The sequence below is a fragment of the Ottowia thiooxydans DSM 14619 genome (genome assembly GCF_000422885.1).
GTDB classification, from domain to species: Bacteria; Pseudomonadota; Gammaproteobacteria; order Burkholderiales; family Burkholderiaceae_C; genus Ottowia; species Ottowia thiooxydans.
This window is the reverse complement of record NZ_AUGX01000053.1, coordinates 1-26,913: the sequence shown is the minus strand read 5'-3', so window position 1 is coordinate 26,913 and position 26,913 is coordinate 1. Positions and strand designations below refer to the sequence as shown.

The window sequence follows — 26,913 nt, the reverse complement described above, 5'->3', positions numbered from 1 at the left end:
AACTTAGCGTGTTGGTTCCTGTTCCCCCGCTGTAAGAAGCCACCTGACCCGCACCGCCCGTGGCCAAAGCCAACTGGGGAACGCCGCTCACTGTGACAGTTTCACTGAAGGTGATTTGAATGCTAATGGTGTCGCCCGCTTTGTACGCACCATCCAGAGTACTGGAGCTCACTCCGGAGATCTTGGGCACACCATACAGATCTGCCTCTGCGGCTGGGGTAGTGCCATTAGTCCCGCCCAAGCCGCTACCAGCAGCATTACCACTCAAACTCGCAGGACCAGGCCCCCTCACGGCGCCATCATTCCACAGACCTCCCACTGCACGGCCACCCGATCGCGCAACCGAACCACCGCCCCCTGCGGCCAGGTTGTGATTCAGGACCACTTGAGCTTCCAGCGTGAGCACAGCGCCTGCTGCGTTATAGATGCCTGCGGCTGCTGCACCGCCATTGCCGCCAATCCCATCGAAATCGCCAAAACTACCGCCGCCTCCGCCTAGCCAGATGCCACCTGCACTCGCATAACCGCCGCCGCCGCCGCCGCCGCCTCCGGTGCCGCCTCCGGTGCCGGTATTGCCAGGCCCGCCTGAACCGCCGTTGCCGCCGCCAGAGCCAGCGCCACCGCTAATACCGCCGGTAGCGCCACTACCAGAGGTAGGGTGGGCACCCCCGCCCCCACCGCCAAAGCCTCCCCCACCGCCGCCAGCACCGTTGTAGCCCCCTCCACCGCCTCCGCCACCAGCCCAACCTCCGCCTCCGCCTCCTGCATTGTCATTCCACCCACTGCCGCCGCCAGCACCACCACCGTTAATACCAGCCCCCCCGTTAGCGCTCACGGAGGAATCAAAACGCCCGCCGCCGCCGCCTGTAGGTTCCTCAATGGCTCCGCCCCCACCTACGGCGGTGTATCCATCACTGCCCCAAGCGTTGTACCCAGTACCACCGTCACCACCTGCGCCCTTGAGGTCTGCCCCTCCTGGCCCAGCGCCCGGCACTCTCACTCCGCTTCCGCCTCCCCCACCTCCGTCGAAGTAGTAATTGCTCGCATGTCCTCCCGCACCACCTCCAGTGGCGTAGTTGCGCGTGATGGTGCTGGCCGCGAGCGTCAGCTGGCCTGCGTTGTAAATGCCAGCCCCCATTGAGGGCAAGGCCGACGGAGTAGCCCCTCCGTTGCCCCCCTTGCCTGCCAGCAGCCCGTGCTGAATAGTCAGGCCTTCTAGCCTAGCCTCAGTTCCGCTGGTCACCTCCAGCACCCGGCCTTTAAGCTGCCCATCCAGCGTGACTCCCACCCCTTGCACCGTCACACTGCCCGTACTGTCTTGAATAATCAGCGGGCTGTTCAGAAGCACATGGGTAATCCCCGGTGCAAACGTAATGAGATCGTTGCCAGGGCTGCCAGCGGCTTGCGCCACCGCTGCGCGCAAACTGCCAGCGCCGCTATCTGCAGCATTGGTCACGGTGAAGGTGGCAGCCTGCGCCATGCCAGCAGTCAACAGTAATACCCATGGCGCGATCAGCTTGCCCAGCCCTCTCAGTGAACAGCACTGCTCAGTCGTCCTGATCTGCCCTGTCCGCCCCGATGATCGGGCTACAACAGACGCATTCCGTTGGTGGTAGTGCTCAAGATTGGTGTCCATGTTGCTTCCCTTCTGCCTGTTCTTATCGCCCTGCAATTTGATACAGAACTCTCTCAAAACAGTCTAGCGGGATCCAAGCAAAATGTATGTCGCCCGAATGGGCTACAGGAAACCCCTATACCGCAGAAAAATCGAGCTTGCAGCTTCAAAAGAGGTTTTGCGGAGCGCGCGGTTTGAGTCAAGATAGCGGACATGCCAAACACATCCATTGCGCCAACCCCTGCCGCACCGCTACCGGCCGTACCAATGCCGGCCGCGCCCATACGCGTTGCTGTGGTCGAAGATGACGCTGCTTGCCGCGCCTCTCTGGTTTCGGCCTTGAATGATGCTGAGGACATGCATCTTGTTTGGGCGGTGGCGACCAGGTCGGACGCCCTGGAGGCAGTACGGTCCAAGGACTTTAAATCTCCCGATGTCCTGCTGGTGGATTTGGGCCTGCCTGATGGCAGCGGTCTGGATGTCATCGCTGCTGCCCGGGCACGTTGGCCGAACGTGGCTTCCATGGTGAGCACTATCTTCGGTGACGAAGCCAATGTGCTTCGTGCGATTGAAGCAGGCGCCCTGGGGTATTTGCTCAAAGACGTGCCAGCGCAAGGGGTAGTTGATGAAGTTCGCCATCTCCATGCGGGCGGCAGCCCGATCAGCCCCATGGTGGCGCGCAAACTGCTGGTGCAGCGGCACACGCCGGTGGATGCCGTGGCGGAACTTGACTCCGTCTTATCCTCTCGCGAAACAGAGGTGCTGCGCCTGGTCTCTCGTGGCCACACGCTCGACGAAGTGGCGCAATCGCTAGGCGTGTCGCGCCACACGGTACGCTCTTTCGTGCGGCGTTTGTACGCAAAGTTGCAGGTAAAAACGCGAGCAGAAGCCGTGCACGAGGGCGTGCGGCAAGGGCTGCTCGATGGGCCAGCCTGAAGTGCCGCGCGCCCTCCAGCGAAACCGGCCGCTTCCAGAATGGCGCCGCCCCCTCCCGGGGATGGCGCTACTTCTGTGTCTTCTGGTGTCGCTCGCCTTGCTGGCCGCTTGCTCGCCTTCGCAAGAAAATCTGCCGCCCGCTGCGCATCTGACACAAGCACAAGCCTGGGCTTCTCCCAGCACAGAATGGGAGCCGCCACATTCGCTGGCAGAAAGCGACGATGAAGTCCTGGCTTCCAGTACGTCCTGGCACAACGTCGCTCTGCCGAATGCCAAGCCACGAGTGATTGCTGGGGCAGGCAATCCTGAGGATGAGCCCCCCCAGGTGCTGTGGTATCGCATGACATTACCGGCGTCTGCACTGGCAGCAACCCCGCAAGGCCCAAGGCTCTACATCCCGCGCTGGCAGAGCGTGGGCACCAAGGCACTGTATGTGAATGGCCAACTGCTCTGGCAATCACGAGGAAGCCGGGTATGGAACAGCTTCAATCGCCCGATCTGGCTTGATCTGGGTGGCACTACACGTCCGGGAGAACCAGCCGTTCTGCACGTACGTGCAGCGATGGTGGAAGGTGTGGGTGGAGCGCTGTCTTCGGTGTGGGTCGGCCCGGACGAGGTGCTTGGCAACTCCTGGCGTGTTCGCCATGTGTTCCAGGTAGACCTCATATCCATGCTGCGCGGAGCCTACCTGGTGCTGGGCTTGTTTTCGCTCGCGGTATGGCTCATCCGCAAGAGAGAAGCGACAACTTACCTTCTGTTTTTCCTGGTGTCGATTTGCCAGGTGTTCTCATCGCTGCACTTCCTGGTGGACCAACGCAGCATTGGGCTACCTGATGATTGGTTCGCATGGTCGACCTTGGCTGGGTCACAGGGCTCACTGGTGTGCTTTTTCTACGTGTTTTGCCTCTTCGAGCAACGCCAGCGCCCCCGCCAGGCCAAAGCCTTGGTCATTTATTCGTTGCTGGTTACTCTGGCGGCCATCCCCTTATGGGCGCCTGCATTGACCACGATGCTGCCCTTGCTGAGATTCAGCTTGATACCCACCTTCTTGCTGGTGTTGTACGTTGCGGTGGCTGGCGCCTGGCGGCGGCGTACGCCAGGTAGCATTCTCCTCGCGGGGTGGATGCTGATCTCGTTTCCTATGGGTTTACACGATCTGGCATTGCAAAATTACCAGTACATCGAGAACGTGTATCTCTCGTCGTACATCTATCTGGGCATCATCACTCTGTTCCTGGTGATCGCGCTGAACCGCTACACCAGTGCGCTGCACGTGGCCGCACGTGCCAGCGCCACACTGACTGAGCAGTTGGCCGAACAAGAACGCATACTGGCGAGTACGTATGAAAAGCTGCGTGAAGCCGAGCGTTCGAGAACGCTGCTGGACGAGCGACAACGGGTCATGCGCGATATGCATGATGGCGTGGGTTCGTCGCTCATGAGCGCACTGCGCATGGTGGAGAACCCATCTACGGTGCAAGTGGATGTGGCGCAAGTACTGCGCGAATGCATTGACGATCTGAAAATTTCCATTGACTCCCTGGAACCTGTGGATGCAGATCTTCTAGCCCTGTTGGCCAATCTACGCTTTCGCCTGGGGCAGCGGCTGGAGAGCGCGGGCTTGAAGTTGCATTGGGCTGTGCAAGACCTGCCTCCACTGCCTTGGCTGGATGCTCAAAACGCGCTACATGTGCTGCGTATCCTGCAAGAAGTCCTGACCAATATCGTGAAGCACAGCGGTGCACGCGAGATTACGGTGCGTACAGGCCAGGCCGATTGGCAGGGCGTTCCGGGCGCGCAGGTGTGCATAGAAGATGACGGCACCCCTTTTACCCCGCCGCCGCCAGGTGAGCGCCAGCCAGGCCGCAAGGGTATAGGCAATATTCAGGCACGAGTGGAAGCACTGGGCGCCCAGGTGCAATGGCATGCGAAGCCTGGGAAGGGTACAGAGTTCGTACTGTGGTTGCCCTTGGAACGCATTCAGGATCCATCTGCCGCGCATAAATCATGAACACGTTCCTATGGCTTTCGGTAGGCGACCCCGGCACATACCTGTTGACGTTTTCGTAATTCGTGACAACCAACCTATCTACCGCTCACACCGAGCTTGGCCTGTCCTGAGCTAATCGAAGCTCGAAACCGCGGCGCAAGGCTTCGACAGGCCCGAAGGGATGTTGGCATAGTTGATGAAGGTCTCAACAACCCCATTCTTGAAGCGTTGCCGTCCTCGCTGAGGGCCCACTAGCCTGGGCAAGCCTCAGATCGCATTCATGATCTAAAACGCCGAGAGAGATAATCATCACTTCAATGGTTGGGAGTCCTTTAATTTATGAGATCCCCGACTCAGATCATGGTGATGGAGTGAAAACTGACATGGTGCAGGCGAAGGAAAGTGAAGTGACTAAGAGCTCTTGGCTGGTAGATGGAATGGAAAATGGCGATGTGTTCTTTGCATCGCCCTCCCTTCAGTGGCGTTCGCGCGGCTTGCAAGACGCGGTGCGCAGCCATGTGCCCGCTACGGCGACAGCAGTTAAAGGTCTTTTTGAAGAAGCGCGCTCCAAGGGCCATGCAGAGCCTGTGATGTTCGGCCTGGTTCCTTTTGATCCTTCGCTGAAGGCCAGCTTCACCATCCCATCGCAAGTGGCCTTCACACCGTCCGTGCACGGAGTGAGCGCACATGCTCAGCCCAATGGCCACAAGCCTTCGGTGCTGAACCGCCGACCAGTTCCGGCGCCGGAAGTCTATGGCGACATGGTGCGCAAGGCACTGGATTTGTACGCGGCTGGCGGCGTCAGCAAGATCGTGCTTTCGCGTGCATTGGATGTAGAGCTGGACACGCCCCTCAATTACGAATACCTCCTGCTCGATCTGCTGCGCCGCAACGCACACGGCTATACCTTTGCGGTGCCCATCTGGTCAGACGAAGCCACTGGCGAGCGGCCGGCGGCTGTCATGCTGGGCGCCAGCCCGGAACTGCTGGTGCGCCGCGAAGGCGATCAGGTGTTCATCAATCCGCTGGCGGGCTCCATTCCCCGCCATGCAGATCCCGCAGAAGATAAAGCCCGCAAGGAAGGCTTGGCCATCTCGGAGAAAGATCTGCGTGAGCACGGCTATGTGGTGCGGGATATCGTGCGTATCCTGAAGGAGCACTGCGATGAGCTGGAAGTGCCTGATGGCCCTTCCGTGATTGGCACAGACGCGCTTTGGCATCTTTCCACGTTCATCACGGGGCGCCTGAAAAACCCTGAAACCACCGCCTTGGATCTGGCCTGCGCGCTGCACCCCACGCCAGCCATCTGCGGGTTTCCCACGGCCACGGCCTTCCAGCATATCAAGGAGCTGGAGCCCTTCGAGCGCGAATACTTCGCCGGATTGGTGGGCTGGCAGCGTGAAAGCGGTGACGGTGAATGGGCCCTCACCTTGCGCTGCGCCCGCTACGATGGCGATCGCACCTTGCGCCTCTATGCAGGTGCCGGCACCGTGGCAGGATCAGACCCTGAAAGCGAAATCCGTGAAACGGCTACCAAGATGGAAACCTTTATGCGGGCTATTGCTTAATACGAACCTGCTTTCAAGAATACAAAACCGTTCGCGCTGAGCTTGTCGAAGCGTTGCGCAAAGCTTCGACAAGCTCAGCCCGAACGGTGTTTATCAAGTAACCGCTAATCGGTACAACGCTCACCTCACTGTTTTCCAAAATAAACAAGGCCCGCTTTTGCGGGCCTTGTTTATTTCTGAAAGAAGGATCAGTTTTCCGAGAGATTCAATCGCTTGATCAGGGGCGACCAGCGCTGCAGCTCTTCGCGCATGTACTTGCCGAATTCATCCGGTGTCATAGGTGCAGCTTCCATGTACATGGTCGTGAGGCGTTGACCGACTTCAGGCGAAGCCAATGCTTTGGTCAGCGCAGCATTGAGCTTGGTCTTCACATCAGCAGGCAAACCAGCCGGCGCCACAAAGCCAATCCAGCCCGAGCCTTCCACGCCAGGGTAGCCCAGCTCAGCTGTGGTGGCCACTTCTGGCAGGAAACTCAGGCGCTTGCCAGCCACTGCAGCAATAGGGCGCAAGCGGCCATCGCGGATCATGGGCATCACGGCCACAGGAGGCAATGCGGCAAAGCTGGTGTCTCCGCTGAGCAGTGAAGTCACGGCATCAGGAGACGACTTGTAGGGCACATGCAGTGCCTTGCCACTTACCCGGTCCAGCAGCAGCTCTACCGCCAGATGCGAAACCGTGCCGGCACCCGTGCTGGGGAAGTTGAGCTTCGCACCCGGCTTTTTCATCTCCGCGACCAGATCTGCCAAGCTCTTCACGGGCGAATTGGCAGGCACCACCAGCACGTTGAACTGATGCACCGCGAGCGTCAGCGGCGTGATGTCCGTGACGGGGTTGTATGGAAGGTTTTTGTAGATAACGGTGTTATTCACCAGCGGGCCGGTGATAGACACGCCAAAGGTGTAGCCATCCGGCTTGGCCTTGGCGATCTGGTCTGTTCCCAGATTGCCGCTGGCTCCCGGCCTGTTCTGGATGACGATGGTTTGCTTGAGAGTCTTGCCCGCTTCTTCGGCCACTACACGGGCCATGGTGTCTGGGCTTGACCCCGCGCCAAAAGGCACGATGAGTGTCAGCGGCCCCTTGGCTGGCCACGCGGCCTCCTGAGCAAGAACGGGTGTGAACAGCCCTGAAGAAAGCAATGCGGCCAAGCCGCCCAGAACCACTTGTCTCGTGTTGAGTTTCATGCGTATGTGAAGAAGAGAGTTGACTCGGGAAGTACCGTATCAGTTTAGCAGCTAGGAACGTCAGCTAGAGCGCACTCTCCAGACGCCCGCCACGGACTCATTTCGCCGGACTGCTTGGGTCATACGCGTTGCCGACAAAACACGTCAGGAGGTCTAGCTGTGGTGGATCCTGCGCGGATCACCTGTCCGGTACTTGCCCCATCTGGAGACACTAGGTACGCCGGACGCGCCGGAGGCTCATTAGGGCGTGTTCACACTAAATGCACCCCCGCGTGAGGTTCTGGCGAGCCGCAATCAAGGCGCAAACCGCAGCCGGGTTGGACACCCGGCGAGGATTTTCAACGCTGAGTGCGGGTTGCCAGAGCCTCACCCTCCGGGCCGGAGACTGCCGGGCCATATTGCTGCGTTGCGCCTCTTGCCAAGGATCGCACCTTGGCTGCGAGACGCGCCTTGCACTACGGCCCGGCAGTCTCCGGCGCGGGGGTGCATTTAGTGTGAACACGCCCTAGTTCAAACCCACCTAAGGCTGCACCGCTTTGCGGTTGCCTGGAACCAGACAAAACATCATGCCGCAGGCCATCAGCGAAGTCGGCCTGCGGTTCGTTCTGTGCTGGCTCCGCTGTGTCAGCCCTCGTTCGTCATCAGTTTGACAACGCTGGAGAAGTCCAGCCCACCGCGCCCTGCTTGCTTGTTCATGGCGTAGAGATTGCGCGCCATCTCACCCAACGGAATAGTCGCGCCTATGCCCATGGCAGCCTCGACCGCCAAGCCCAAATCCTTGAGCATGAGGTCATTGCCGAAGCCGCCTGCGTAACCGCGTGAAGAAGGCGCGTTTTCCAACACGCCTGGCCAGGGGTTACACACTTCGGTGGCCCAGCTGCGACTGGTGCTGACCGCCATCATTTGAGACAGCGCCTTGGGATCCAACCCGTGTGCCACGCCCAGCGCAATGGCCTCGCCCGTGACCGCCATGATCACACCCAGCGCCATGTTGTTGCAAAGCTTGGCCACCTGGCCAGCGCCGGCTTCACCCATGTGGAAAATGTTCTTACCCATGGCTTGCAGCAAGGGGCGCGCGCGTTCCAGCGCCGGCACATCACCGCCAACGATGAAGGTCAGCGTACCAGCGGCAGCACCTGCCACACCACCAGACACGGGGGCGTCGATCATCGCCACGCCACGCGCCTTCGCGGCAGCCGCTACCTTCTGCGCAGAAGCCGGTGCAATGGTGCTGCAGTCAATGACCAGCGTGCCCGCGGGAAGGCTGCCCATCAGGCCGCCTTCGCCCAGGTAAAGCGCCTCTACGTGGCGGCTGGCCGGCAACATGGAAATGACAATCTGAGCGCCCTCAATGGCGGCACTCGCGGAGGTAGCGGCAGTAACGCCCTGCTCTCGGACCTTGCCAAGCGCATCAGCACTCAGATCAAAGGCAGAGACAGCGTAGCCCGCCTTTTGCAGGTTAACAGCCATAGGCCCGCCCATATTGCCCAAGCCAATGAAAGCGACGCGTTCAGATGTACTCATGGTTTTAGTCTCCGTTAGGTTGCGTGATGTCTTACCCCCTCTCCCGCAAGCGGGAGAGGGCTGGGGTGAGGGCGCGCTTGCGCGTTATGGCCTCACACGAAAGCTGTCTCAACTAATTCGAATCAATATCTCGGTCTTTCGCGCCTCTCCCGCAAGCGAGAGAAAGCGCACCTCAAATTCACTTCAAATGTTCTTCTATCCACTCCGGCGTGACTTCCGCCAGAGTCGCCGGAGTCCAGCGCGGGCTCTTGTCTTTATCAATCAGCAGCGCGCGCACACCTTCCGCAAAATCCGGGTGAGCGCAGCAGCCCACAGAAGCTTTCAGCTCCATCTGAAAAACTTCTGCCAAAGACATGTGCTTGGCGCGGCGTTGCAACTCTAGCCCCAGCGCAGCAGAGGTGGGCGAGCCTTTAAGAAAGGTGTTGCCGGCCTGTGCCAACCAGGGCTCTTCATCTTGAGCCAACGCGCCTAAGCGCGGCGCCATATCCTGCAGCCTGTCATGGCCGATCACGGCATTGATGCGATCCAGGTGGGTACGCAGCGGTGAATGAGGGACAGGGGTGCTCTGCCCCATTTGCTCCAGCATATGGGACAACTGCGCGCCATCAGATTCCTTCTCGCCTTGCCAGGAAGCCTTGGCAATGGCTTGCAATAGTGCGCCGTGCTGCTCATGCGGCACCAGGAAATCTGCTAACCCAGCAAACAAAGCGTCAGCAGCGTTGATGGAGGCTGCCGTCAAGGCCAGGAATTCACCACTCTTGCCCGGCAAACGGGACAGCAACCAGCTACCGCCCACGTCAGGATATAGACCAATGCTGATCTCCGGCATAGCCATGCGCGTTTTGGGCGTGGCCACTCGGTGGGAGGCACCCGCCATCAAACCAATACCACCGCCCATCACGATGCCGTGGCCCCAGCACACGAAAGGTTTGGGATAGGTGTGAATAAGGTAATCAAGCTGGTATTCACGCTCAAAGAACGCGGGGGCTTCCGGCGGAACCTGGCCGGGAGGCAATGCGCGAATGGCCTTGACGAGACCGACCACGTCGCCCCCTGCGCAAAACGCCTTGTCGCCAGCTGCATCCAGGATGACTGCAGCAATCTGCGGATCAGCGGCCCAAGCGGCCAGTTGTGGATTTAGCAAATCCACCATCTCCAACGAAAGCGCGTTCAAGCTGGCGGGCACATTCAGTGTGGCGCGGCCGAAGCGGTGTCCGCTTGCGGTTTGGATGGTTTCAAACAGAACGGGTGCAGATATCAGTTGGTCGCTCATGAGTCTCTCATTCCGAGTTGCGCTTAATCGATAAACACCGTTCGGGCTGAGCCTGTCGAAGCCTCGCGTGGCGCTTCGACCCTTCGACTGACTCAGTGCAGGCCAAGCTCAGCGCGAACGGTTTAATTGGTAGTAAGTATTCTTCAATTAGGGGTTGCGCGCACTGGAATAGTTCACGCGCCCCTGTTGGCCACAGCCTTGAACGGCGCGGCCGCGCATTGCCTTTATTGCAAGCTCTCCAGCGAATCACCTTGGAGCAAGCGGCGAGCAATGATGGTACGCATGATTTCGTTCGTGCCTTCCAGGATCTGGTGGACTCGTGCATCACGCAGCAAGCGCTCCAGCGGATATTCACGGATGTAGCCATAGCCGCCATGCAGTTGCAATGCATCGTTCACCACATTGAAGCCCGCATCCGTGGCAAAGCGTTTGGCCATGGCGCAATAAGTACTGGCCTCATGCGCTCCGGCATCCAGCTTGGAGGCAGCCAGGCGCACCATTTGCCGTGCAGCCACCAACTCAGTGGCCATATCCGCCAGCTTGAATTGGAGCGCTTGGAAACTGGCCAGAGGCTTGCCGAACTGCTGACGCTCCAGCATGTAGCGCTGGGCATGGCGCAAGGCACCCTGCGCCGCACCCACTGAACAGGTGGCAATATTGATTCGCCCGCCATCCAGGCCCTTCATGGCGATCTTGAAGCCATCGCCCTCGCCGCCCAGTAGGTGGTCAGCCGGCACGCGCACGCGGTCAAAACTGATTTGGCGTGTGGGCTGGCTGTTCCAACCCATCTTCTCTTCTTTTTTGCCGTAGTGGATGCCAGGCAGATCAGCGGGCACCACGAAGGCGCTGATGCCACCTGCACCTCCACCGCCCGTACGGGCCATCAGGATCAACACATCAGTGGAGCCTGCACCGCTGATGAAAGCCTTGCTTCCGCTGATGAAGTACGAGTCACCCTCGCGCTCGGCACGGGTCTTGAGCGAAGCGGCATCAGAGCCGGCGCCAGGCTCAGTCAAGCAATAGCTGGCCAGCTTCTGACCGGAGGCCAGTTGCGGCCCCCAATGCTCTCGCACGGCCTCCGTCGCCCAGGTGCCGAGCATCCAGGTGGCCATGTTGTGGATAGTGATGAAGGCCGTGGTTGAAGGGTCCACCGCCGCCATTTCTTCAAACACCAACGTGGCATCAAGACGGGGTAGCGCCAAGCCACCCGCATTCTCAGGCGCATAGAGGCCGCAAAAGCCCAGCTCGCCCGCCTTGGCAATGGCCTCCCGCGGGAAAATGGATTTTGCATCCCACTCCGCCGCATGCGGCGCCAGCTCAGCTTGTGCAAACTGGCGTGCGGTGTCGGCGAAGGCTCGCTGGTCTTCTGAGAGCTCGAAGTCCATGCGCGTGCTCAGCGCAGGCTGATGGTGGTGTTCACGCCTTGCGATGTCGTGCTGTCGTCAAACCAGCGCGCTGTCACGGTTTTGGTCTGGGTGTAGAACAAAACGACTTGCTTGCCGTACGGGCCCAGATCGCCCAGCTTGGAAGCGCGTGAACCGGTGAACGAGAACATGGGCACTGGCACAGGAATTGGCACGTTGATACCCACTTGGCCTACATCGATGTCTTCCTGGAATTGGCGTGCAGCCGCACCCGATTGCGTGAAGATGGCGGTGCCGTTGCCATTGGGGTTGGAGTTGATGAACTCGATGGCTTCGCTCAGATCATTGGCGGCGGCCAGACACAGCACCGGGCCAAAGATTTCCTGATCGTAGATGGACATGCCGGGCTTCACGCCAGAGAAGATGGTTGGGCCCACGAAGTTGCCGTTTTCAAAGCCACTCACTTGTGGGTTGCGGCCATCCAGCTCCAGCTTGGCGCCTTCTTGCACACCGCGCTCGATCAAGCTTTCCACACGGCTTTTTGCAGCGCAGGAGATCACCGGGCCTACATCAGTACCTTTTTCAGTGCCGGCATTGACCTTGAGCGTTTTGGCCTTGGCCACCAGCTCAGGAATCCATTTTTGTGCATCGCCCACCAGAACCGCCGTGCTCACCGCCATGCAACGCTGGCCGGCTGCGCCGAAAGAGGCACCTGCCAGGGCATTGAGGGTTTGCTCTTTATTGGCATCTGGCAGAACGATGGCGTGGTTTTTAGCGCCCATCATGCACTGCACACGCTTGCCTGCCAGGCTGGCGCGGTTGTAAACGTGCGTACCCACCTTGGTGGAGCCCACAAAGCTGATGGCCTTGATATCCGCGTGGTCGCAAATGGCGTTCACCGCGTCTTCGCCGCCGTGAATCACGTTCAGCACGCCCGCAGGAATGCCCGCTTCCAAGGCCAGTTCGCACAGGCGCATAGTGACCATGGGGTCTTGCTCAGATGGCTTCAGCACGAAGGTGTTGCCGGTGACGATGGCCATCGGGAACATCCACAGCGGAATCATGGCTGGGAAGTTGAACGGGGTAATGCCGGCACACACGCCCAGTGGTTGCAGCAAGGTGTAGGTATCTACGCCGTTGGCGACGTTATTGGCCAACTCGCCCAGTTGCAAGTTGCCAATACCAGCGGCGTGCTCCACCACTTCCAGGCCACGGAACACGTCGCCTTCGGCATCTGGAAGCGTCTTGCCTTGCTCGGCTGTGAGCAGCGCGGCCAACTCACCCATGTTCTCGCGGATGAGTTGTTGGTATTTCAGGAAGATGCGGGCGCGGGTGCCGATGGGGGTTTTGCGCCAGGTCTTGAAAGCTTGTTTGCCTGCGGCCACTGCCGCATTGATTTCTTCAGGCGTCGCGAAAGGAACGCGTGCCAGAACTTCCTGGGTAGCCGGGTTCACGACATCTCGCCATTGGGTCGTGGTGGACTCCACGAATTTCCCATCAATGAGTAGTTTGACGGTTGCGATGCTCGAAGTCTGAACGGAAGAAGATGACATGAGAAGAAACCTTATGGGAAATGTCGGATGGGCGAGATCTTAGGCTTGCAAAACATTGTGCACAATAGTCCAAACTGAATTCACCCTTGCAAATTTGCACAGCACTCCAAATAGAGACCTGAGAGCATGGATTGGGATCTTTTGCGTTACTTTTTGGAGCTCGCGCGGACCGGCAAGCTCACTGCGGCGGCTCGCCGGCTGGATGTAGACCACACCACGGTGTCGCGCCGGGTGCAGACTTTGGAGAAAAAACTAGGGTCCACGCTTTTTGTTCGCACCTCATCCGGCATGGAGCTGACCGAGGAAGGTCGGCTTCTGCTTTCGGATGCCGAAGCCATGGAGGCGGCGGTCTCGCGAGTTCAAGGCCACGCGGAGCCACCGGCCAGTGAATTGGGCGGTGTGGTCCGCATTGGCGCTACTGAGGGTTTTGGCTCAGCGGTGCTGGCACCCTATCTTGGATCATTCGCGGCGGCTCATCCGCGCCTGACCATTGATCTGGTGGCGGTTTCCGCCGTGGTCAGCATCTCCAGGCGAGAGGCCGACATCGTGATCTCGCTCGAACGGCCCAAACGTGGCCCGTTCGTAGTGACCAAACTGTGTGATTACGTGCTGCTGCTCTACGGCGCCAAAAACTACCTGGCAGATTGCCCGCCGCTGGACTCTCTTCAAGATCTTAAGCAGCACAGCCTGATTGGCTATGTGGATGATCTGCTGTTCAGCAAGCAGTTGCAGTTCATCAATGAGATCGATCCACCCGACCGCTTCACGCTGCGCAGTACGAGTGTCATGGCTCAACTGAATGCTGCCGCTGCTGGCGGCGGGCTGTGCGTGCTACCCGCCTTTCTGGCCGACCGTGAGCCGCGCCTTACCCCCGTGCTGGAACAAGAGGTGCGTTTCAAGCGCTCGTTCTGGATGTCGATGCCGGAGGAAGTCAAGCAGGTGCCCCGGATTCGCATGACCTGGGACTATCTTAGAGAGGTAATCGGCGCGGAGCAGTCTCTGCTTCTGGGAACCTGCAGGGCTTGAGATAGAAATCGAAGGCCCCGCAAAACGAGATCCCCGAGCCTGCTACGAGCTTAGCAAGAGCTTGCCAACAATGGCGTCAAACAGCAGGTCATTGAGGGTTTCAATTTCCTTCCTCGACGCACCCGAGTGCACTAGTGAGAGCGCCCCTTGAGACGCTGCCCAAACGGCGCGCGCTGTGGTGTCTACCGGTCCACGGAAGCGACCCATGTCCACCAGTCGCTGGACACGGGAGTACATCAGCGCGTACGCATCCGCGATCAGTGCAGGGTGGGCCCGGGCATGCTGGGCGAATAGCGCATAAAGAGCCGGGCGTTTCAGTGCGAACTCAAGCGCGATGTCCCAGCCCTCGCGGAGCTGTTCAAGGGGGTCAACCGAACTCGTGGCTTGCTGCTTGCGCCGCATGAAGTCTGTCAATCCGCGCTGAACCACGGCCCGCTCCAAGCCGTCTTTGTCACCAAAGTAGTGATAGAGCGTAGGCGCCTTGATCCCTGCAGCTTCACAAACTGCACGAGTGGTTAAACCACCCGGCCCCTGCGCCTCAAGCAGCTCCAACGCCCTGTCGAGAATCTGCGTCTCCTTCTCCATCCCTGTCCTTGCGTGCATAGTTACTTGACGAATGTATAACGTCGATATATTATTTGTATATCGACGTTATACAAAGGTGTTTCATGGTTTCCACATATCTAGTGACGGGTGGTTCCGGGTTCGTAGGCGGCCGATTGATCGAACGTCTGGTGGCACAGGGACACCAGGTCCGAGCGCTGGCACGTAACGACGAAGCGATACGAATTGTAGAAAGACTCGGTGGGCAGGCGGTACGCGGCGCCCTGGATGACCTGGACTCACTCACCAGTGCTGCGCGCGGCTGTGACGCAGTCTTCCACGTGGCGGCTCTTTTCAAGGTGTGGGGCGAGCCGGCCGAGTTTGAACGTACGAACGTGTCGGGCACAGCCAATCTGCTGAAAGCTGCGCAAGCCGCTTCTGTCAGGCGCTTCGTACAGCTAGGCGCCGCGGCGGTAGTGATGGGTGACATGGAGCCTATGTTGCGCGTCAATGAATCCCACCCGCGTCAGGAGCGTTCATGGGCACCCTACAGCGCGTCAAAAGCCCGCAGTGAAGCACTGGTGTTGAATGCCAACCGCCCCGGGGTGTTTGAGACAACGGTCGTTCGCCCACCAATGATATGGGGCACCGGCATGCCAACGCTGGATGACATGGTCAAAACCGTGAAAGCCGGCCAGTTCCGCTGGGTAGGCGACGGCTCACAAGGTATGTCCACCGCGCATGTTGACAATGTTTGCCATGCGCTCGAACTCGCGGTAGAGAAGGGTCGCGGTGGCGAGGCCTACTTTGTCAGTGATGGCGACGACAGCACGCTCAAAGACGTGCTCTCAAACTTGCTGCTGACACGCGGGATCACTCCACCGCGCGCCTCGGCACCTCTGTCCATCGTATGGTCCATGGCCAGCGCCATGGAGTGGTTCTGGCGTGCGTTTTCACGTCAAGGCGAACCGCCCATGACGCGTCAGATGTTGCGCCTCATTGGCGCGCCTTTCACACTGGACACCAGCAAAGCGCAACGCGATCTTGGCTTCAAGCCTGTGGTGTCGCGTGAACAGGGGCTCAAGGCTATGTCCGATCAGCCATAGAAAGAGATCAGCGTAGGGGCCTGACCGGAGCCGCCCCTTGCAGAGCTAGTGCTTCTGAAACGAGTGGGCCTTCAAACTCCAACGTGGGCGTAGCACGGCGGCTCACGCGGTTTCCTGGCGGTAACCAGGCCCCTCCTGTTGCAAAAACGCCTTGAACGCCGTCACCGCCGGCGACGGGGCGCGCTTGGCTGACAGCATGACGCCGATCTCCCTTCTGCCGCCGTTGCTTAACTTGACGCAACGGCATTGCGGCATGTGAACCCCTACCAGCGCCATCTCGGGCAACACGCCAATACCAAAGCCCCCTTCCACCAGCGCCAGCATCGCATGCGTCCCCACCAGTTCCTGGGTTGGCCGTACCACGATACCGGCGGCGGCGAACATCGTCTCCAGCACTTCGCGCGTGTCAGTACCCCTAGGGTTCAACAGCAGGGCGCTCGAAGCAAGCGCAGCGATGCTAATCACTTTGCGAGCGCTCAGCGCATGGCCTCGTGCAGGCACTACTGCCACAAATTCGTCAAGAAACAATGGCGTGAAGACGAACTCGTGCAGCGCATCGCTGCGCGACAAAACGCCCATATCGGCGTCCCCCTGCCGCAGCAGCGCTGCTGCCTGCTGTGAATCGCCATCGCGTAACCGGATGTCGATGCCCGGATGCAGGGCAGCGAAGTCGCGCATGGCGCGCGGCATCATGCTGGCCGCTAGCGACGGTAGCACCGCAACGGTGATGACGCCGCGTTGAAGTTGAGCTTCTTCTTTCAGCTCCATCACAACCTGGCCCAGGTCCTCGCCCAAGCGCCGCGCCACAGCCAGCAACCGCAGGCCTTCGGCAGTGACGCTGACCACCCGCGTCGTGCGATGGAACAGCGGAACACCAAGCCCCTCCTCCAGCAGCCGCACCTGCACACTGAGCGCGGACTGAGAGATATGCATGCGCGCGGCGGCCGCGCGGAAGCTTCCGGTCTCCGCCACAGCCATGAAACCAAGCAGGTGGTTCAGGTTGAGCCGGTTAAAAACATCCAGCCAGGGAAGGGAACTCATGCGTCGTTTGTTGATGGGGTCATTGATCGCGTCAGACTATCAATGCATGTGAATATAGCGCTTGCCACCATACCGGGCAACTTTTAGCATTCCATGACAACCCGGAGCACCGGGGTCTGGAGACAAGAATGACTAATTTCAAGCCACGGCGCGCCGTTGGCATGGCCGCCCTTCGCCTCATGTGCCTGACGGCTGTGGCTCTCACCCTCCCTGCTGCAGCACTGGCGCAGGCGCCCTTCCCCACCAAACCCATCTCGCTGATCGTGCCGTACGGCGCCGGCTCAAGCACGGATATCCTGGCTCGTGTGTTAGCCAAGCACATGGCGCAGAACCTGGGCCAGCCCGTCGTAGTTGAAAACCGAGCTGGCGCCGGCGGCGTGTTGGGCAGCCAGTTCGTGGCGAAAGCGCCTGCAGATGGGCACACGCTCGTCATGGGCACCATCTCCTCGCATTCGATCAATGCGTCGATGATGAAAAACATCCCCTATGACGTGCTACGCGACTTCACGCCGATTTCTCTGGCAGCGTACTTCCCCAACCTGCTGGTGGTCAACAAAAATGTACCCGCCAACAACCTTGCGGAACTCGTAGCTCTAGCCAAGAGCAAGGGGGGCTTGAACTTTGCAACTGGCGGTGTGGGCTCATCGGGCCAGGTGGCAGGCGAGCTGTTCAAGCTCCGCACTGGCATTCCGCTGGTGCATGTGCCCTACAAAGACATTTCACAGGGCGTGACGGACACCATTGCAGGCCACGTGCCAATCATCATCTACCAGGTGCCAGCGCTGGTGCAGCACATCAAGTCCGGCAACATGAAAGCCTTGGCCGTGCTCTCGCCCAAGCGGACCTCACTGCTGCCTGGTGTGGCCACACCAGGCGAGCAGGGCATCAAGGACTTTGACGCGACTGCCTGGATGGGCCTTTTCGGCCCGGCCAACATGCCCCCGGCCATCACCACTCGCTTGAATCGCGCGTTGGTCGACGCAGTGAATGACCGCGAGGCGCAGAGCCAATTGGCGCAGCAGGGCTTCACCACCGTGGGCAGCACACCGGCCGAATTCCGCAGTTTCGTCAGCGCTGACATCGCCAAATGGGCGGAAGTGGTCAAGGCCACTGGGGCCACCATTGACTGAAAGACAATCTCAATGAAAACACTCACTCTGCGCGAAGTGGCGCATTCGCGCTCTGGCGAAAAGGGCAACAACTCCACCATCTCCGTCATCGCCTACGACATGCAGGACTACGCCCTGCTGTGCGAGCAGGTCACTGTGGAGGCCGTGCGCAAGCTCTACGGCCCCATCACCAAAGGCAGTATCAAGCGCTACGAGGCGCCGCACATTGGCGCGCTGAACTTCGTCCTGGATGAAGTGCTGGAAGGTGGCCGCTCCCGAACCCTGGCTTTCGAGGAATCGGGTAAGGCCCTTTCGTCGCTGATGTTGTCCCTGCCAGTCACCGTGCCTGATGGCTACATTGGGCGTGCGCAGAAAGTGCGCTCCGGTGAGTTGTCGATTCCCTCAGCCCACCCTTCGAAAGCCGCTACCAAAGGCAAGTCGGTGCGCCTGGGGTCAGCCTCGGCTTGGTCGCGCGACCGCTTCGAACCGGCGGAAGAGCTCGTCGCGCGCGGTAACGTGGACTACCTCTGCTTTGATTCCATGTCCGAGATCACCATGAGCGCGGCTCAGGTCTCGCGCATGGAAGACCAGAGCGTGCCTCCGTACGATCCTTATCTGGTCGCACGTATGGAACCTCTGCTTAAGGACTGCAAGCGCAAGGGCATTCGCATCATCACCAACCAGGGCTGGCTGGACCCGGTGGCTGCGGCCGAGCGCATCGTGGCGCTGGGCCGAAGCCTGGGCATTGACAACCTGAAGGTCGCCGCCGTGGGCGGCGCGATCCTGAGCGAGCGCATCCGGGACATGGGACTGAACTTCATTGAAGGCGGCCGACCAATCGCAGACAGTGGAGACGCCGTGGTTTCGGCGGAGGCTTACATGGGAGCGCAGGGCATCGTGGAGGCTTTGACAGCCGGTGCCGACGTGGTCATCACGAGCCGCGTGGCCGATGCCTGCGTCTACCTGGGCCCGCTGGCCTTTGAATTTGGCTGGAGCCTGGACGACCACCACCTCATGGCACGGGGCATGATCATCGGGCACTTGATGGAGTGCGGTGGACAGGTCAGTGGCGGCTATTTCGCCGACCCGGGCTATAAGGAAGTCCCTGGCCTGGTAGACATTGGCAATCCTATCGTCGAGGTGAGCGAAAACGGCATCCTGCTGTCCAAGCTGCCCAACTCGGGCGGCCTGATGTCCGAGGCGACCTGCAAGGAGCAACTGCTCTACGAGGTGCAAGACCCGGCCAACTACATTTGCCCCGATTGCATCGCCGATCTCACCAAGGTGAGCTTCCACCAGGTCGGCGTCGATGAAGTGGAAGTCACCATCGATCACGCCGGTAAACCACGCACTCCCACGTTAAAAGCGCTGGTTGGCGTGCGCGAAGGCTACATGACCGAAGAGATGGTGATATTCGCCGGCCCGTCAGCGCTGGAACGGGCACGCATGACGCAGCAGTTGCTGGAGCAGCGCTTTGAGCGGATCAAGCTCAAGGCAGAAGAGATCCGCTTCGACTACCTGGGCATCAACGCCGTGCACCGCGAGTCATCACCACCGATGGGCCAGGAACCATACGAGGTCATCCTGCGAATTGCGGTGAAGGCCATGGAACGCAGCGAGGCCGACAAGCTCCGCCGTGAAGTGGATCCGCTGGCGGTCAACGGCGTGGCCGGGACGGGTAAATGGGCCACCAGTGCCACCGGATCTCGCCTGCGACCAGTGGTAGGCCTGAACTCCTGCCTCGTTCCGCGTGAAATGATGCCGGTGAAGGTCAGCATGCATGACACGGGTAACTCAAAAACTGCTTCCGCTTCGACCGCCACAGCCGTCTAGGCTTTAGCCACCACCGCTCTCGACCCAAGCCATCTATCCACACCTGCATCATGAACAAGACCATCTTCCACTTTACCGCTGCAGCACTCGGCGCCCTGTTCGCAACGAATGCCCTCGCCGCCGATGAGTGGCCCTCGCGCCAGCCCATCACCATGATCCTCCCGGCCGGTGCAGGAGGTTCGTCAGACCCGATAGCGCGCCTGCTGGCTGAGGAGATCGGCAAGCGCATCAGCCAGACCATCATCGTCCAGAATCGTCCTGGCGCAGGTGGCAATGTGGGTATGCAACAGGCGGCGCGCGCAAGGCCTGATGGCTACACCATGGTGATCTCATGGACAGGGCCGCTGGCTACCAATCTCGCGCTATATAAGGATGTGGGCTATGACCCGGTGAAGGATTTCAGCCCCATCGGCAGGGTTGGCTGCACACCGAACGTCATTGCCGTGAGCAAGTCCATGCCCGTGGAGAACCTGAAGGACTTCATGGAGTACTCCAAGCGCAATTCCGGCAAGGTGAGCTACGGCACTACCGGCGTGGGCAGTTCCTGGCACATTGCGGGTGAGATGGTGAGCCGCCAGGCGGGAAATGCGCTCACGCACATTCCCTACACCACGCCCGCGGGCGCCCTGACAGACCTCATGGGAGGAAGGCTGCAGGCCATCTTCCCCGTCATCCCCATGACAGTGCCACACGTCCGCGCTGGCGAGTTGAAAGTGCTGGCTGTCTTCTCTAAAAATCGCTCTTCGGTTCTGCCTGAAGTACCGTCCGCTGCTGAGCAAGGCTATCCCGATCTGGTAAGCGACACCTGCTTCATGCTGCTCGCGCCCAAAGGCCTGCCGGAAGCGTCGATCACGCGGCTGAACAGCGCACTGAATGAAGTCCTGGCTGATGCTTCTTCGCGTAAACGGATCGAAACCATGGGCGTGGACACCCAGGGAGGCCCGCCGAAATTGGTAAGCGACTACCTGGCGGTAGAGATTCCGCGGCAAGCGGCGCTGGTGAAGGCTTCCGGGGCCGTTGCGCAATAGATGCGTTTTACCAAGACGGCCTGAGCCCCATTGATGGGTGCTGCCATCCATGAGTGGCGCACCTATATACTTGTTGGGATGCGTGCAGTTGACACAAAAATCTCGAACGATGTGCGTATGCGCGGGTTCACTCATCGCACTGAAGTTCACTCTGCGCTCGCCTGGGTTGACACCAGCACTGCACAGCGGTTATCTGGCGAAACCATAACCCTGGAGCAAGCCAGCGACCGGGTTCTTTTTGAGCAGGTGATCGCCCCCATCTCGGTACCTGAATTTGATCGCTCGGCCATGGATGGCTACGCGCTGCGCGGCAACGACACCACTGGCGCGGGCGACTACAACCCGCTTGAATTCCCTGTGATGGGCCATGCTTGGCCAGGCCGCCCATTCGATGGGCACATACCTGCAGGCGCTGCCATTCGCATCATGACGGGTGCCCCCGTACCGCAGGGGCTGGACTCTGTAGTGCCCGCCGAATATGCCACCGAACAAGATGGTCGCATCGCCATTACGCAAGCTGTAGCGCCGGGCCAGCATGTGGGCCATGTGGGCGAAGACATCGCGCGTGGCAGCGCTGTGTTGAATGCCGACCGCCGGCTGCGCCCACAAGATTTGGGCTTGGTCGCATCCCTTGGGCTTTCGCAATTGCAAGTGGTGCGCCAGCCGCGTGTGCGTTTGCTGGTTACGGGAAATGAAGTGCGAGCGCCCGGCACCGCCAAGAGCGCCTACGAAATCTACGATGCCAACTCCATGACTTTACGCGGCCTGCTGGAGCGCGATGGCGCGGTGCTTGAATCGCACCAGCGCTTGGGCGATGACCCGCAGATCATTGAGCAGGCCTTGTCTGCCCCAGGGGCGGATGTCATCCTCCTCTCCGGTGGCTCCAGCGTGGGCGCGGAAGACCACGCGCCGCGCTTGCTGGAAAAGCTGGGAGAGCTGGCCATTCATGGGGTGGCCATGCGGCCTTCCAGCCCAGCTGGAATGGGGCGTATCGGCGATGCCCTGGTTTTTCTGCTGCCAGGTAATCCGGTGTCTTGCCTGTGCGCCTATGATTTTTTTGCCGGCCGCGCCATTCGCCGAATGGGTGGCCGGCCCACCGAATGGCCCTACCCTGCACAACGCGCCATCGTGGCCCGCAAAATTGTTTCACAGGTAGGCCGTGTGGACTATGTGCGAATCAAACTGGGGGTAGATGGTGTTGAGCCGCTGGCGCTTTCCGGTGCGTCAATGCTCAGCACCACCACACGGGCCGATGGCTTTGTGGTGGCACCCGCAGAAAGCGAGGGTTTTGGCCCTGGCTCCGAAGTGACTGTCTATCTCTACGAACGCCCGTGAAAGCTCAATCGCAATTCCTTCAGGTCGTCACCAGAGACGAAGCCGAGCGCCGCTTCCGTGAGCATCTGGCTCTTGTACCGCTAGGCACAGAAACCATTCCCTTGCATGAAGCACTGGGCCGAGTGCTTGCCCACGATGTGCTCGCCAGCATCGACGTGCCCGGCTTTGATCGTTCCAACGTGGATGGCTTTGCCGTGCAGGCCGAAGCCACCTGGGGCGCGATGGAAGAAGACGTGCGCACGCTTTCGCTGACCGATGAGTCCCTGGCGCCCGGCATCGTACCCAAGCGCGAAGTGATTAAAGGGGTAGCCACCTCGATCGCGACCGGTGGCATGCTGCCGCGCGGTGCCGATGCCGTGGTAATGATCGAATACACCGACGCAGATGCAGGTGAGGTTCATATCCGCCGAGCCGCCACTGCAGGTGAGAACGTGAGCTATGCAGGTACTGATATTGCACGCGGTGAGACCGTGCTGCGCGCCGGTCAACCCTTGAGTTCACGGGAGATCGGCGTGCTTGCGGCATTGGGCCTGGCAGAGCTTGACGTGCATCGCAAGCCACGTGTGGCGATCTTTTCAACCGGCAATGAAATCGTTGCGCCCGGCGCGCCATTGCCCACGGGGGCGGTTTATGACTCCAACGCCGCCATCATCAGCGCGGCAGTACAAGAGCTGGGTGGCGAGCCGGTGCGCCTGGGCGTCATTCCTGATGATGAAGCCGCACTTTCAGCAGCTCTCCAAAAAGGCCTGACTTGCGATGCCGTAGTTTTTTCAGGAGGAACATCCAAGGGTGAAGGTGACCTCTCCTACCGCGTAGTGGCAGCCCTTCAAGACCCCGGCATCGTGGCGCATGGGGTTGCACTCAAGCCTGGCAAGCCGGTGTGTCTGGCTGTGACTAATGGCAAGCCGGTGGTCATTTTGCCGGGCTTTCCCACCTCAGCGGTCTTTACTTTTCATGAGTTTCTGGCGCCGGTGATTCGCGCATTTGCAGGGCTGCCGCCTGAGCAGCGAAGGCAGGTGGCGGCCACACTGCCGATGCGCATCAACTCCGAGCGCGGGCGCACCGAATATCTCCTGGTGGGACTGGTGCCCACTGACGATGGCTTGTCTGCCTACCCCATGGGCAAAGGTTCGGGTTCGGTCACCACGTTCAGCAGCGCGGATGGCTTCATCACCATTGGCCAGCACACAGAGATCCTGGAAGCGGGCGCGCCGGTGCAAGTGCAATTGCTTGGTGAGGCGCTGGAGCCTGCAGATCTGATCCTCATCGGTAGCCACTGCGTGGGCCTTGATTGGCTTGCCGGGCAGCTTATGCAGCAAGGCATTCGCATCAAATCCATGAGTGTGGGCAGCACAGGCGGGCTAATGGCCGCCAAGCGCGGCGAGTGCGATGCGGCAGGCATCCATCTGATGGACCCTGCCACCGGCGAGTACAACCGCCCGCTGCTCACACCAGCCCTGGAATTGGTGACCGGGTATGGCCGCATGCAGGGCATTGTTTACCGCCCTGGTGATGCACGATTTGAAGGGCATTCCGCAGCCGACGCCATGGCCACAGCCTTGGCCGATCCAGCATGCACCATGGTTAACCGCAATGCGGGTAGTGGCACGCGCATTCTTATCGACCGACTGCTGGCCGGCACCAAACCTGCAGGCTACGGCGTGCAGACCAAGTCGCACAACGCAGTGGCCGTGGCGGTGGCGCAGCAACGCGCTGACTGGGGCCTTGCCATCGATACCGTGGCGCGGCAATATGGGCTGGGCTTTATTCCCGTGCAGGAAGAGCGTTACGACTTTGTCATACCTAAGGCCCGGATGGAGCGTGCTTCAGTAACGGCCTTCATCGCGTTGCTGCAGTCCTCAGCAGCTCGCGAAGCACTGCGCAATCTCGGCTTTCGCGTCGACTGATTTTCCCCCTCGTCCAGCTTCCGTCAGCCCGGAAGACCGCCCCAGATCGCCGACATGGCGATGACCGCTTTGCCCGCCTAGGATGCTGTCGGGCTTGGATATTTCTGCGCACGCTGCATGCCGAGCGGGGACCTTTTGTATTAGTCGAGGCGCTGCCACCCCAAACTTATGCTCACGAGGTCATATGGTGCATCCATGGTGATTCCTACAGAATAAGTCTGATCCCATAACTCTACGGAACACCCACGCCGATGGTTGCTTACAAACGCCTTTTCCTCCGCACCCTGCCTGCTTTGACTGCCGCTTTGATGTTCGCCCCTGTTGCTCAGGCGCAAGACAAGTTCATCGTGATGGCATCCACCACGTCTACAGAGCAATCAGGCCTGTTCAAGCAACTGCTGCCTCAGTTCACACAAGCTTCAGGCATCAACGTGCGCGTAGTGGCCGTAGGCACCGGGCAAGCTTTGGATATGGCACGCCGTGGAGATGCAGACATTCTGTTTGTGCACGACCAGCCTGCCGAAGAAAAGTTTGTAGCCGAAGGCTTTGGCCTGGAGCGCAAGCCGGTGATGTACAACGACTTCATCCTGGTCGGCCCCAAGGCTGATCCGGCTGGCGTGCGCGGCAACAACATTGCGAGCGCGCTGAAGGGCATTGTTGACAAGAACGCATCCTTTGTCTCGCGGGGTGACAAGAGCGGCACGCACTCTGCTGAGTTACGCCAGTGGAAGCTTGCGGGCGTTGATGTTGCTGGCAGCAAGCCCTCCGGCTACAAGGAATGCGGGTGCGGGATGGGTCAGGCGCTCAATATTGGCTCATCCACCAATGCCTACGTACTCACCGATCGTGGCACTTGGCTGAACTTCAAGAACCGGGGGGATCTGGCCATTTTGGTGGAGGGCGACAAGCAGCTCTTCAATCAATACGGTGTGATCGTGGTAAACCCGGCGAAACACCCGCATGCCAAGAAAGATTTTGCGCAGGCGTTTTCGGATTGGGTGGTGTCGGCTAAGGGGCAGGAGGCTGTGGCTTCCTACAAGATCGGTGGCGAACAATTGTTCTTTCCGAATGCTAATAAGTAGGGGGTGAGGTTTTGCGCGTGGTGAGGGGGGGTTACTCCCTCTCCCCCTGGGAGAGGGTTGGGGGGGCCGGCCATCCGGTGAGGGCAAGCGGCGGTTGATTTAGGCGCTGCGGTTGCTAACTACCTTCTGCTCTTTTTTTGAGGTCGGAGGCCGGGAATTGCGCCCGGCAGCGCACCTACTTTTCTTTGCTTCGCCACCGGAGCGCCGGCCGAAGAAAAGTAGGCAAAAGAAAGGCGACCCCAAGTCCGTGTCCCTGCGCTGCGCTCCGGGCACCCTCCGGTGCTCGCGCAAGGGGCGGTGCGGCAGAACTCTCTTCTTTCGCTTCGCTCACTACGTTCAAACAGCTGCCGCAAGCTAGTTCTTGAAGCAAGAGCATCTTGCAGTGCTCTTGCCCGCCCCTTGCCCTGTGCTCCTCGGCACGGCCCAAAGGGGTGGGATACCCATTCGGGCCATTGCTGCGCTCGGCCTTGGGATTATTAGAGTTCCCCATACTGGGAACGATAACTTCAAGAACCTGAATGGGGTGCGGCACGGAAGACCTTGTCTGCGCCGCGAATTGCCCAAACGATCCCGGTTTCTCCGCCCGTGAGACACTTCGGGGAATTCAGACCCCCTCGCCCATGTCATCCTCCCGCCGCGGCATTCATCTTCGCTATACCTTCGAGTCCACCAAGCCTACAAGTCAGCTCGGTGCAGAGATCGAAAACCCGCTGTTCGATCTACTTTCCGCGCTAGAAACACATGGGTCCATCAGCGCAGCCGCTCGTGCGCAAAACGGCTCATACCGGCATGCGTGGAGTTCACTCAAACATTGGGAATCTGTCCTCGGCTCACCTCTAGTGCAATGGGAACAGGGCAAGCGGGCGCGGCTTACGCCGTTTGCTCAGCGCCTGATGTGGGCCGAACGCCAAGCCCGCGTGCGCATGACGCCGCATGTTGAAGCCTTGCGCGCAGAATTGGCACGCGTGTTTGCAATGGCCGACGACGCAAGACTGCAGGTTCTTGAAATTTTCGCCAGCCATGATTTGGGCCTGCCCCGCTTGCAAGCCTTGGCAGAGGAATGCGACGGCCTGCACATTGGCCTTCGCTTTGCCGGCAGCCAAGAGGCGCTGCGTGCACTCAATGACGGGCGTTGCCGCGTGGCAGGCTTTCATGTGGCGCAGGATGCCCAGTCCAACAGCGTGATGGCCAAGGCATTGCGCCCGTTGCTGCAACCGGGTACCCACAAGCTGATCGGTAGCCACTGGCGGCGCCAGGGCTGGATTTGGCGCACGGGCGAAACCCGGCCTGACGGGATGGCTGCACTGCGCACGGGCAAGTGGCGTTTTGTGTCACGCCAGCCTTCATCCGGCACGCGTTTGTTGACTGATCATCTGCTGGAACAAAGTGAGGTGTCTCCGGAAGACGTGCCTGGCTACACCACGCACATGGAAGACACGCATGTGGCCGTGGCTTCGAGCATCGCCTCTGGTGCAGGTGATGTGGGCATTGGCATTGAGGCTGCGGCCATTGAAGCAGGCCTTGCGTTCTCACCTTTGGTGGACGAGAACTACTACCTGCTGTGCCTGAAGGAAGATCTGGAGACCCCGCCGCTGCGTGCGTTGCGCGCGCGGCTGGCATCTCCCGCTTGGGCGGAGGTGCTGCAAAAACTGCCCGGCTACGGCGTGAGTAAACCGGGTGAGGTGCTATCGCTCACTCAGGCGTTGCCGTGGTGGCGCTATAAAAATCCTAAGTCTTAGGGTGCGCTGTTGAGGTTGAGATTGCGGCTGAGGGGAGATGAAGGCGGCAAAACTGACCGCGACAAATTTCATTTCCGGGCGAGCTCGAGACAACCGGCGGGGGCATGCCTGGCGCTCCTACAGTAGATGCGCCGCGCGTGCCCCCTCCCCAACCCTCCCC

20 protein-coding genes are annotated in these 26,913 nt (G+C 60.0%); 12 read left to right on the top strand and 8 right to left on the bottom strand.

The genetic code is table 11. The annotated features are described in order from the left end of the window. A partial coding sequence (locus G518_RS41340; protein ID WP_211231764.1) for a right-handed parallel beta-helix repeat-containing protein occupies positions 1-1,636 on the bottom strand: 1,636 nt, incomplete at its 3' end. A 192-nt stretch (positions 1,637-1,828) separates the two neighbouring features. Between G518_RS41340 and G518_RS0124440 the strand changes: the two genes are divergently transcribed. The 3 genes from G518_RS0124440 (at position 1,829) to G518_RS0124430 (ending at position 6,109) form a co-directional block, all read left to right on the top strand. Continuing rightward, positions 1,829-2,551 (top strand): response regulator transcription factor, encoded by a 723-nt coding sequence (locus G518_RS0124440; protein WP_245598119.1) that lies wholly within the window; start codon positions 1,829-1,831, stop codon positions 2,549-2,551. Continuing rightward, positions 2,538-4,562 carry a sensor histidine kinase gene (locus tag G518_RS0124435; protein WP_051237360.1) on the top strand — a complete coding sequence of 675 codons (2,025 nt, stop codon included), beginning with the start codon at positions 2,538-2,540 and terminating at the stop codon, positions 4,560-4,562. Before G518_RS0124440 ends, G518_RS0124435 begins: the two co-directional genes overlap by 14 nt. A gap of 386 nt (positions 4,563-4,948) precedes the next feature. Beyond that, positions 4,949-6,109 (top strand): isochorismate synthase, encoded by a 1,161-nt coding sequence (locus G518_RS0124430; RefSeq protein ID WP_245598117.1) that lies wholly within the window; start codon positions 4,949-4,951, stop codon positions 6,107-6,109. Between the two features lie 188 nt (positions 6,110-6,297). Here G518_RS0124430 and G518_RS0124425 read toward each other — a convergent pair whose 3' ends face one another. From G518_RS0124425 to G518_RS0124405, 5 genes are all read right to left on the bottom strand, one after another. Further along, a complete protein-coding gene (locus tag G518_RS0124425; protein WP_036595949.1) occupies positions 6,298-7,290 on the bottom strand; it encodes a Bug family tripartite tricarboxylate transporter substrate binding protein in 993 nt (330 codons plus the stop codon). A 624-nt stretch (positions 7,291-7,914) separates the two neighbouring features. Further along, a complete protein-coding gene (mmsB, locus tag G518_RS0124420) occupies positions 7,915-8,814 on the bottom strand; it encodes a 3-hydroxyisobutyrate dehydrogenase (RefSeq protein WP_028604755.1) in 900 nt (299 codons plus the stop codon). A gap of 178 nt (positions 8,815-8,992) precedes the next feature. Further along, positions 8,993-10,087, bottom strand: coding sequence for an enoyl-CoA hydratase/isomerase family protein (locus G518_RS36750; RefSeq protein WP_036595957.1), 1,095 nt, complete (start codon positions 10,085-10,087; stop codon positions 8,993-8,995). Positions 10,088-10,311: 224 nt separating this feature from the next. Beyond that, positions 10,312-11,472 carry an acyl-CoA dehydrogenase family protein gene (locus G518_RS0124410; RefSeq protein ID WP_028604754.1) on the bottom strand — a complete coding sequence of 387 codons (1,161 nt, stop codon included), beginning with the start codon at positions 11,470-11,472 and terminating at the stop codon, positions 10,312-10,314. An 8-nt stretch (positions 11,473-11,480) separates the two neighbouring features. Next, entirely contained in the window at positions 11,481-13,004 is a 1,524-nt protein-coding gene (locus tag G518_RS0124405) for a CoA-acylating methylmalonate-semialdehyde dehydrogenase (RefSeq protein WP_028604753.1), read from the bottom strand. Positions 13,005-13,130: 126 nt separating this feature from the next. On the opposite strand from G518_RS0124405, the gene G518_RS0124400 reads away from it, so the two are divergent. Then, positions 13,131-14,030: a LysR family transcriptional regulator gene (locus tag G518_RS0124400; RefSeq protein WP_028604752.1), complete on the top strand. Its 900-nt coding sequence runs from the start codon at positions 13,131-13,133 to the stop codon at positions 14,028-14,030. Between the two features lie 42 nt (positions 14,031-14,072). Here G518_RS0124400 and G518_RS36745 read toward each other — a convergent pair whose 3' ends face one another. Next, on the bottom strand, positions 14,073-14,633 hold the full coding sequence (locus G518_RS36745; protein WP_084652230.1) for a TetR/AcrR family transcriptional regulator: 561 nt from the start codon (positions 14,631-14,633) through the stop codon (positions 14,073-14,075). Between the two features lie 65 nt (positions 14,634-14,698). Between G518_RS36745 and G518_RS0124390 the strand changes: the two genes are divergently transcribed. Continuing rightward, complete coding sequence (locus tag G518_RS0124390) at positions 14,699-15,679, top strand: NAD-dependent epimerase/dehydratase family protein (RefSeq protein ID WP_028604751.1); 981 nt, start codon at positions 14,699-14,701, stop codon at positions 15,677-15,679. A gap of 102 nt (positions 15,680-15,781) precedes the next feature. Here the strand turns inward: G518_RS0124390 and G518_RS36740 are convergent, their stop codons facing one another. Further along, positions 15,782-16,720: a LysR family transcriptional regulator gene (locus G518_RS36740; RefSeq protein WP_051237358.1), complete on the bottom strand. Its 939-nt coding sequence runs from the start codon at positions 16,718-16,720 to the stop codon at positions 15,782-15,784. Positions 16,721-16,848: 128 nt separating this feature from the next. On the opposite strand from G518_RS36740, the gene G518_RS0124380 reads away from it, so the two are divergent. From G518_RS0124380 to G518_RS36730, 7 genes are all read left to right on the top strand, one after another. Beyond that, on the top strand, positions 16,849-17,850 hold the full coding sequence (locus G518_RS0124380; RefSeq protein WP_028604750.1) for a Bug family tripartite tricarboxylate transporter substrate binding protein: 1,002 nt from the start codon (positions 16,849-16,851) through the stop codon (positions 17,848-17,850). A 12-nt stretch (positions 17,851-17,862) separates the two neighbouring features. Then, positions 17,863-19,662 carry an acyclic terpene utilization AtuA family protein gene (locus tag G518_RS36735; protein WP_051237357.1) on the top strand — a complete coding sequence of 600 codons (1,800 nt, stop codon included), beginning with the start codon at positions 17,863-17,865 and terminating at the stop codon, positions 19,660-19,662. 50 nt (positions 19,663-19,712) lie between these two features. Then, the gene (locus G518_RS0124370; protein WP_028604749.1) at positions 19,713-20,690 is read left to right on the top strand and encodes a Bug family tripartite tricarboxylate transporter substrate binding protein; all 978 of its coding nucleotides are present in this window, start codon (positions 19,713-19,715) and stop codon (positions 20,688-20,690) included. 78 nt (positions 20,691-20,768) lie between these two features. After that, positions 20,769-22,025 (top strand): molybdopterin molybdotransferase MoeA, encoded by a 1,257-nt coding sequence (locus tag G518_RS0124365; protein ID WP_028604748.1) that lies wholly within the window; start codon positions 20,769-20,771, stop codon positions 22,023-22,025. Then, positions 22,022-23,932 (top strand): molybdopterin biosynthesis protein, encoded by a 1,911-nt coding sequence (locus G518_RS0124360; protein ID WP_028604747.1) that lies wholly within the window; start codon positions 22,022-22,024, stop codon positions 23,930-23,932. Before G518_RS0124365 ends, G518_RS0124360 begins: the two co-directional genes overlap by 4 nt. 308 nt (positions 23,933-24,240) lie before the next feature. Then, positions 24,241-25,014, top strand: a complete 774-nt coding sequence (locus tag G518_RS0124355) for an ABC transporter substrate-binding protein (RefSeq protein WP_245598121.1) — start codon at positions 24,241-24,243, stop codon at positions 25,012-25,014. A 620-nt stretch (positions 25,015-25,634) separates the two neighbouring features. After that, positions 25,635-26,753 (top strand): substrate-binding domain-containing protein, encoded by a 1,119-nt coding sequence (locus tag G518_RS36730; protein ID WP_036595948.1) that lies wholly within the window; start codon positions 25,635-25,637, stop codon positions 26,751-26,753. The last annotated feature ends 160 nt before the right edge of the window (positions 26,754-26,913 follow it).

What these genes read in the sequence shown, in the direction of transcription:
- G518_RS0124440 (WP_245598119.1), top strand. Translation starts at nt 1,829, where the DNA reads ATGCCAAACACATCCATTGCGCCAACCCCTGCCGCACCGCTACCGGCC.
- G518_RS0124435 (WP_051237360.1), top strand. Translation starts at nt 2,538, where the DNA reads ATGGGCCAGCCTGAAGTGCCGCGCGCCCTCCAGCGAAACCGGCCGCTT.
- G518_RS0124425 (WP_036595949.1), bottom strand. Translation starts at nt 7,290, where the DNA reads ATGAAACTCAACACGAGACAAGTGGTTCTGGGCGGCTTGGCCGCATTG.
- mmsB (WP_028604755.1), bottom strand. Translation starts at nt 8,814, where the DNA reads ATGAGTACATCTGAACGCGTCGCTTTCATTGGCTTGGGCAATATGGGC.
- G518_RS36750 (WP_036595957.1), bottom strand. Translation starts at nt 10,087, where the DNA reads ATGAGCGACCAACTGATATCTGCACCCGTTCTGTTTGAAACCATCCAA.
- G518_RS0124410 (WP_028604754.1), bottom strand. Translation starts at nt 11,472, where the DNA reads ATGGACTTCGAGCTCTCAGAAGACCAGCGAGCCTTCGCCGACACCGCA.
- G518_RS0124405 (WP_028604753.1), bottom strand. Translation starts at nt 13,004, where the DNA reads ATGTCATCTTCTTCCGTTCAGACTTCGAGCATCGCAACCGTCAAACTA.
- G518_RS0124400 (WP_028604752.1), top strand. Translation starts at nt 13,131, where the DNA reads ATGGATTGGGATCTTTTGCGTTACTTTTTGGAGCTCGCGCGGACCGGC.
- G518_RS36745 (WP_084652230.1), bottom strand. Translation starts at nt 14,633, where the DNA reads ATGCACGCAAGGACAGGGATGGAGAAGGAGACGCAGATTCTCGACAGG.
- G518_RS0124390 (WP_028604751.1), top strand. Translation starts at nt 14,699, where the DNA reads ATGGTTTCCACATATCTAGTGACGGGTGGTTCCGGGTTCGTAGGCGGC.
- G518_RS36740 (WP_051237358.1), bottom strand. Translation starts at nt 16,720, where the DNA reads ATGAGTTCCCTTCCCTGGCTGGATGTTTTTAACCGGCTCAACCTGAAC.
- G518_RS0124380 (WP_028604750.1), top strand. Translation starts at nt 16,849, where the DNA reads ATGACTAATTTCAAGCCACGGCGCGCCGTTGGCATGGCCGCCCTTCGC.
- G518_RS36735 (WP_051237357.1), top strand. Translation starts at nt 17,863, where the DNA reads ATGAAAACACTCACTCTGCGCGAAGTGGCGCATTCGCGCTCTGGCGAA.
- G518_RS0124370 (WP_028604749.1), top strand. Translation starts at nt 19,713, where the DNA reads ATGAACAAGACCATCTTCCACTTTACCGCTGCAGCACTCGGCGCCCTG.
- G518_RS0124365 (WP_028604748.1), top strand. Translation starts at nt 20,769, where the DNA reads ATGCGTGCAGTTGACACAAAAATCTCGAACGATGTGCGTATGCGCGGG.
- G518_RS0124355 (WP_245598121.1), top strand. Translation starts at nt 24,241, where the DNA reads ATGTTCGCCCCTGTTGCTCAGGCGCAAGACAAGTTCATCGTGATGGCA.
- G518_RS36730 (WP_036595948.1), top strand. Translation starts at nt 25,635, where the DNA reads ATGTCATCCTCCCGCCGCGGCATTCATCTTCGCTATACCTTCGAGTCC.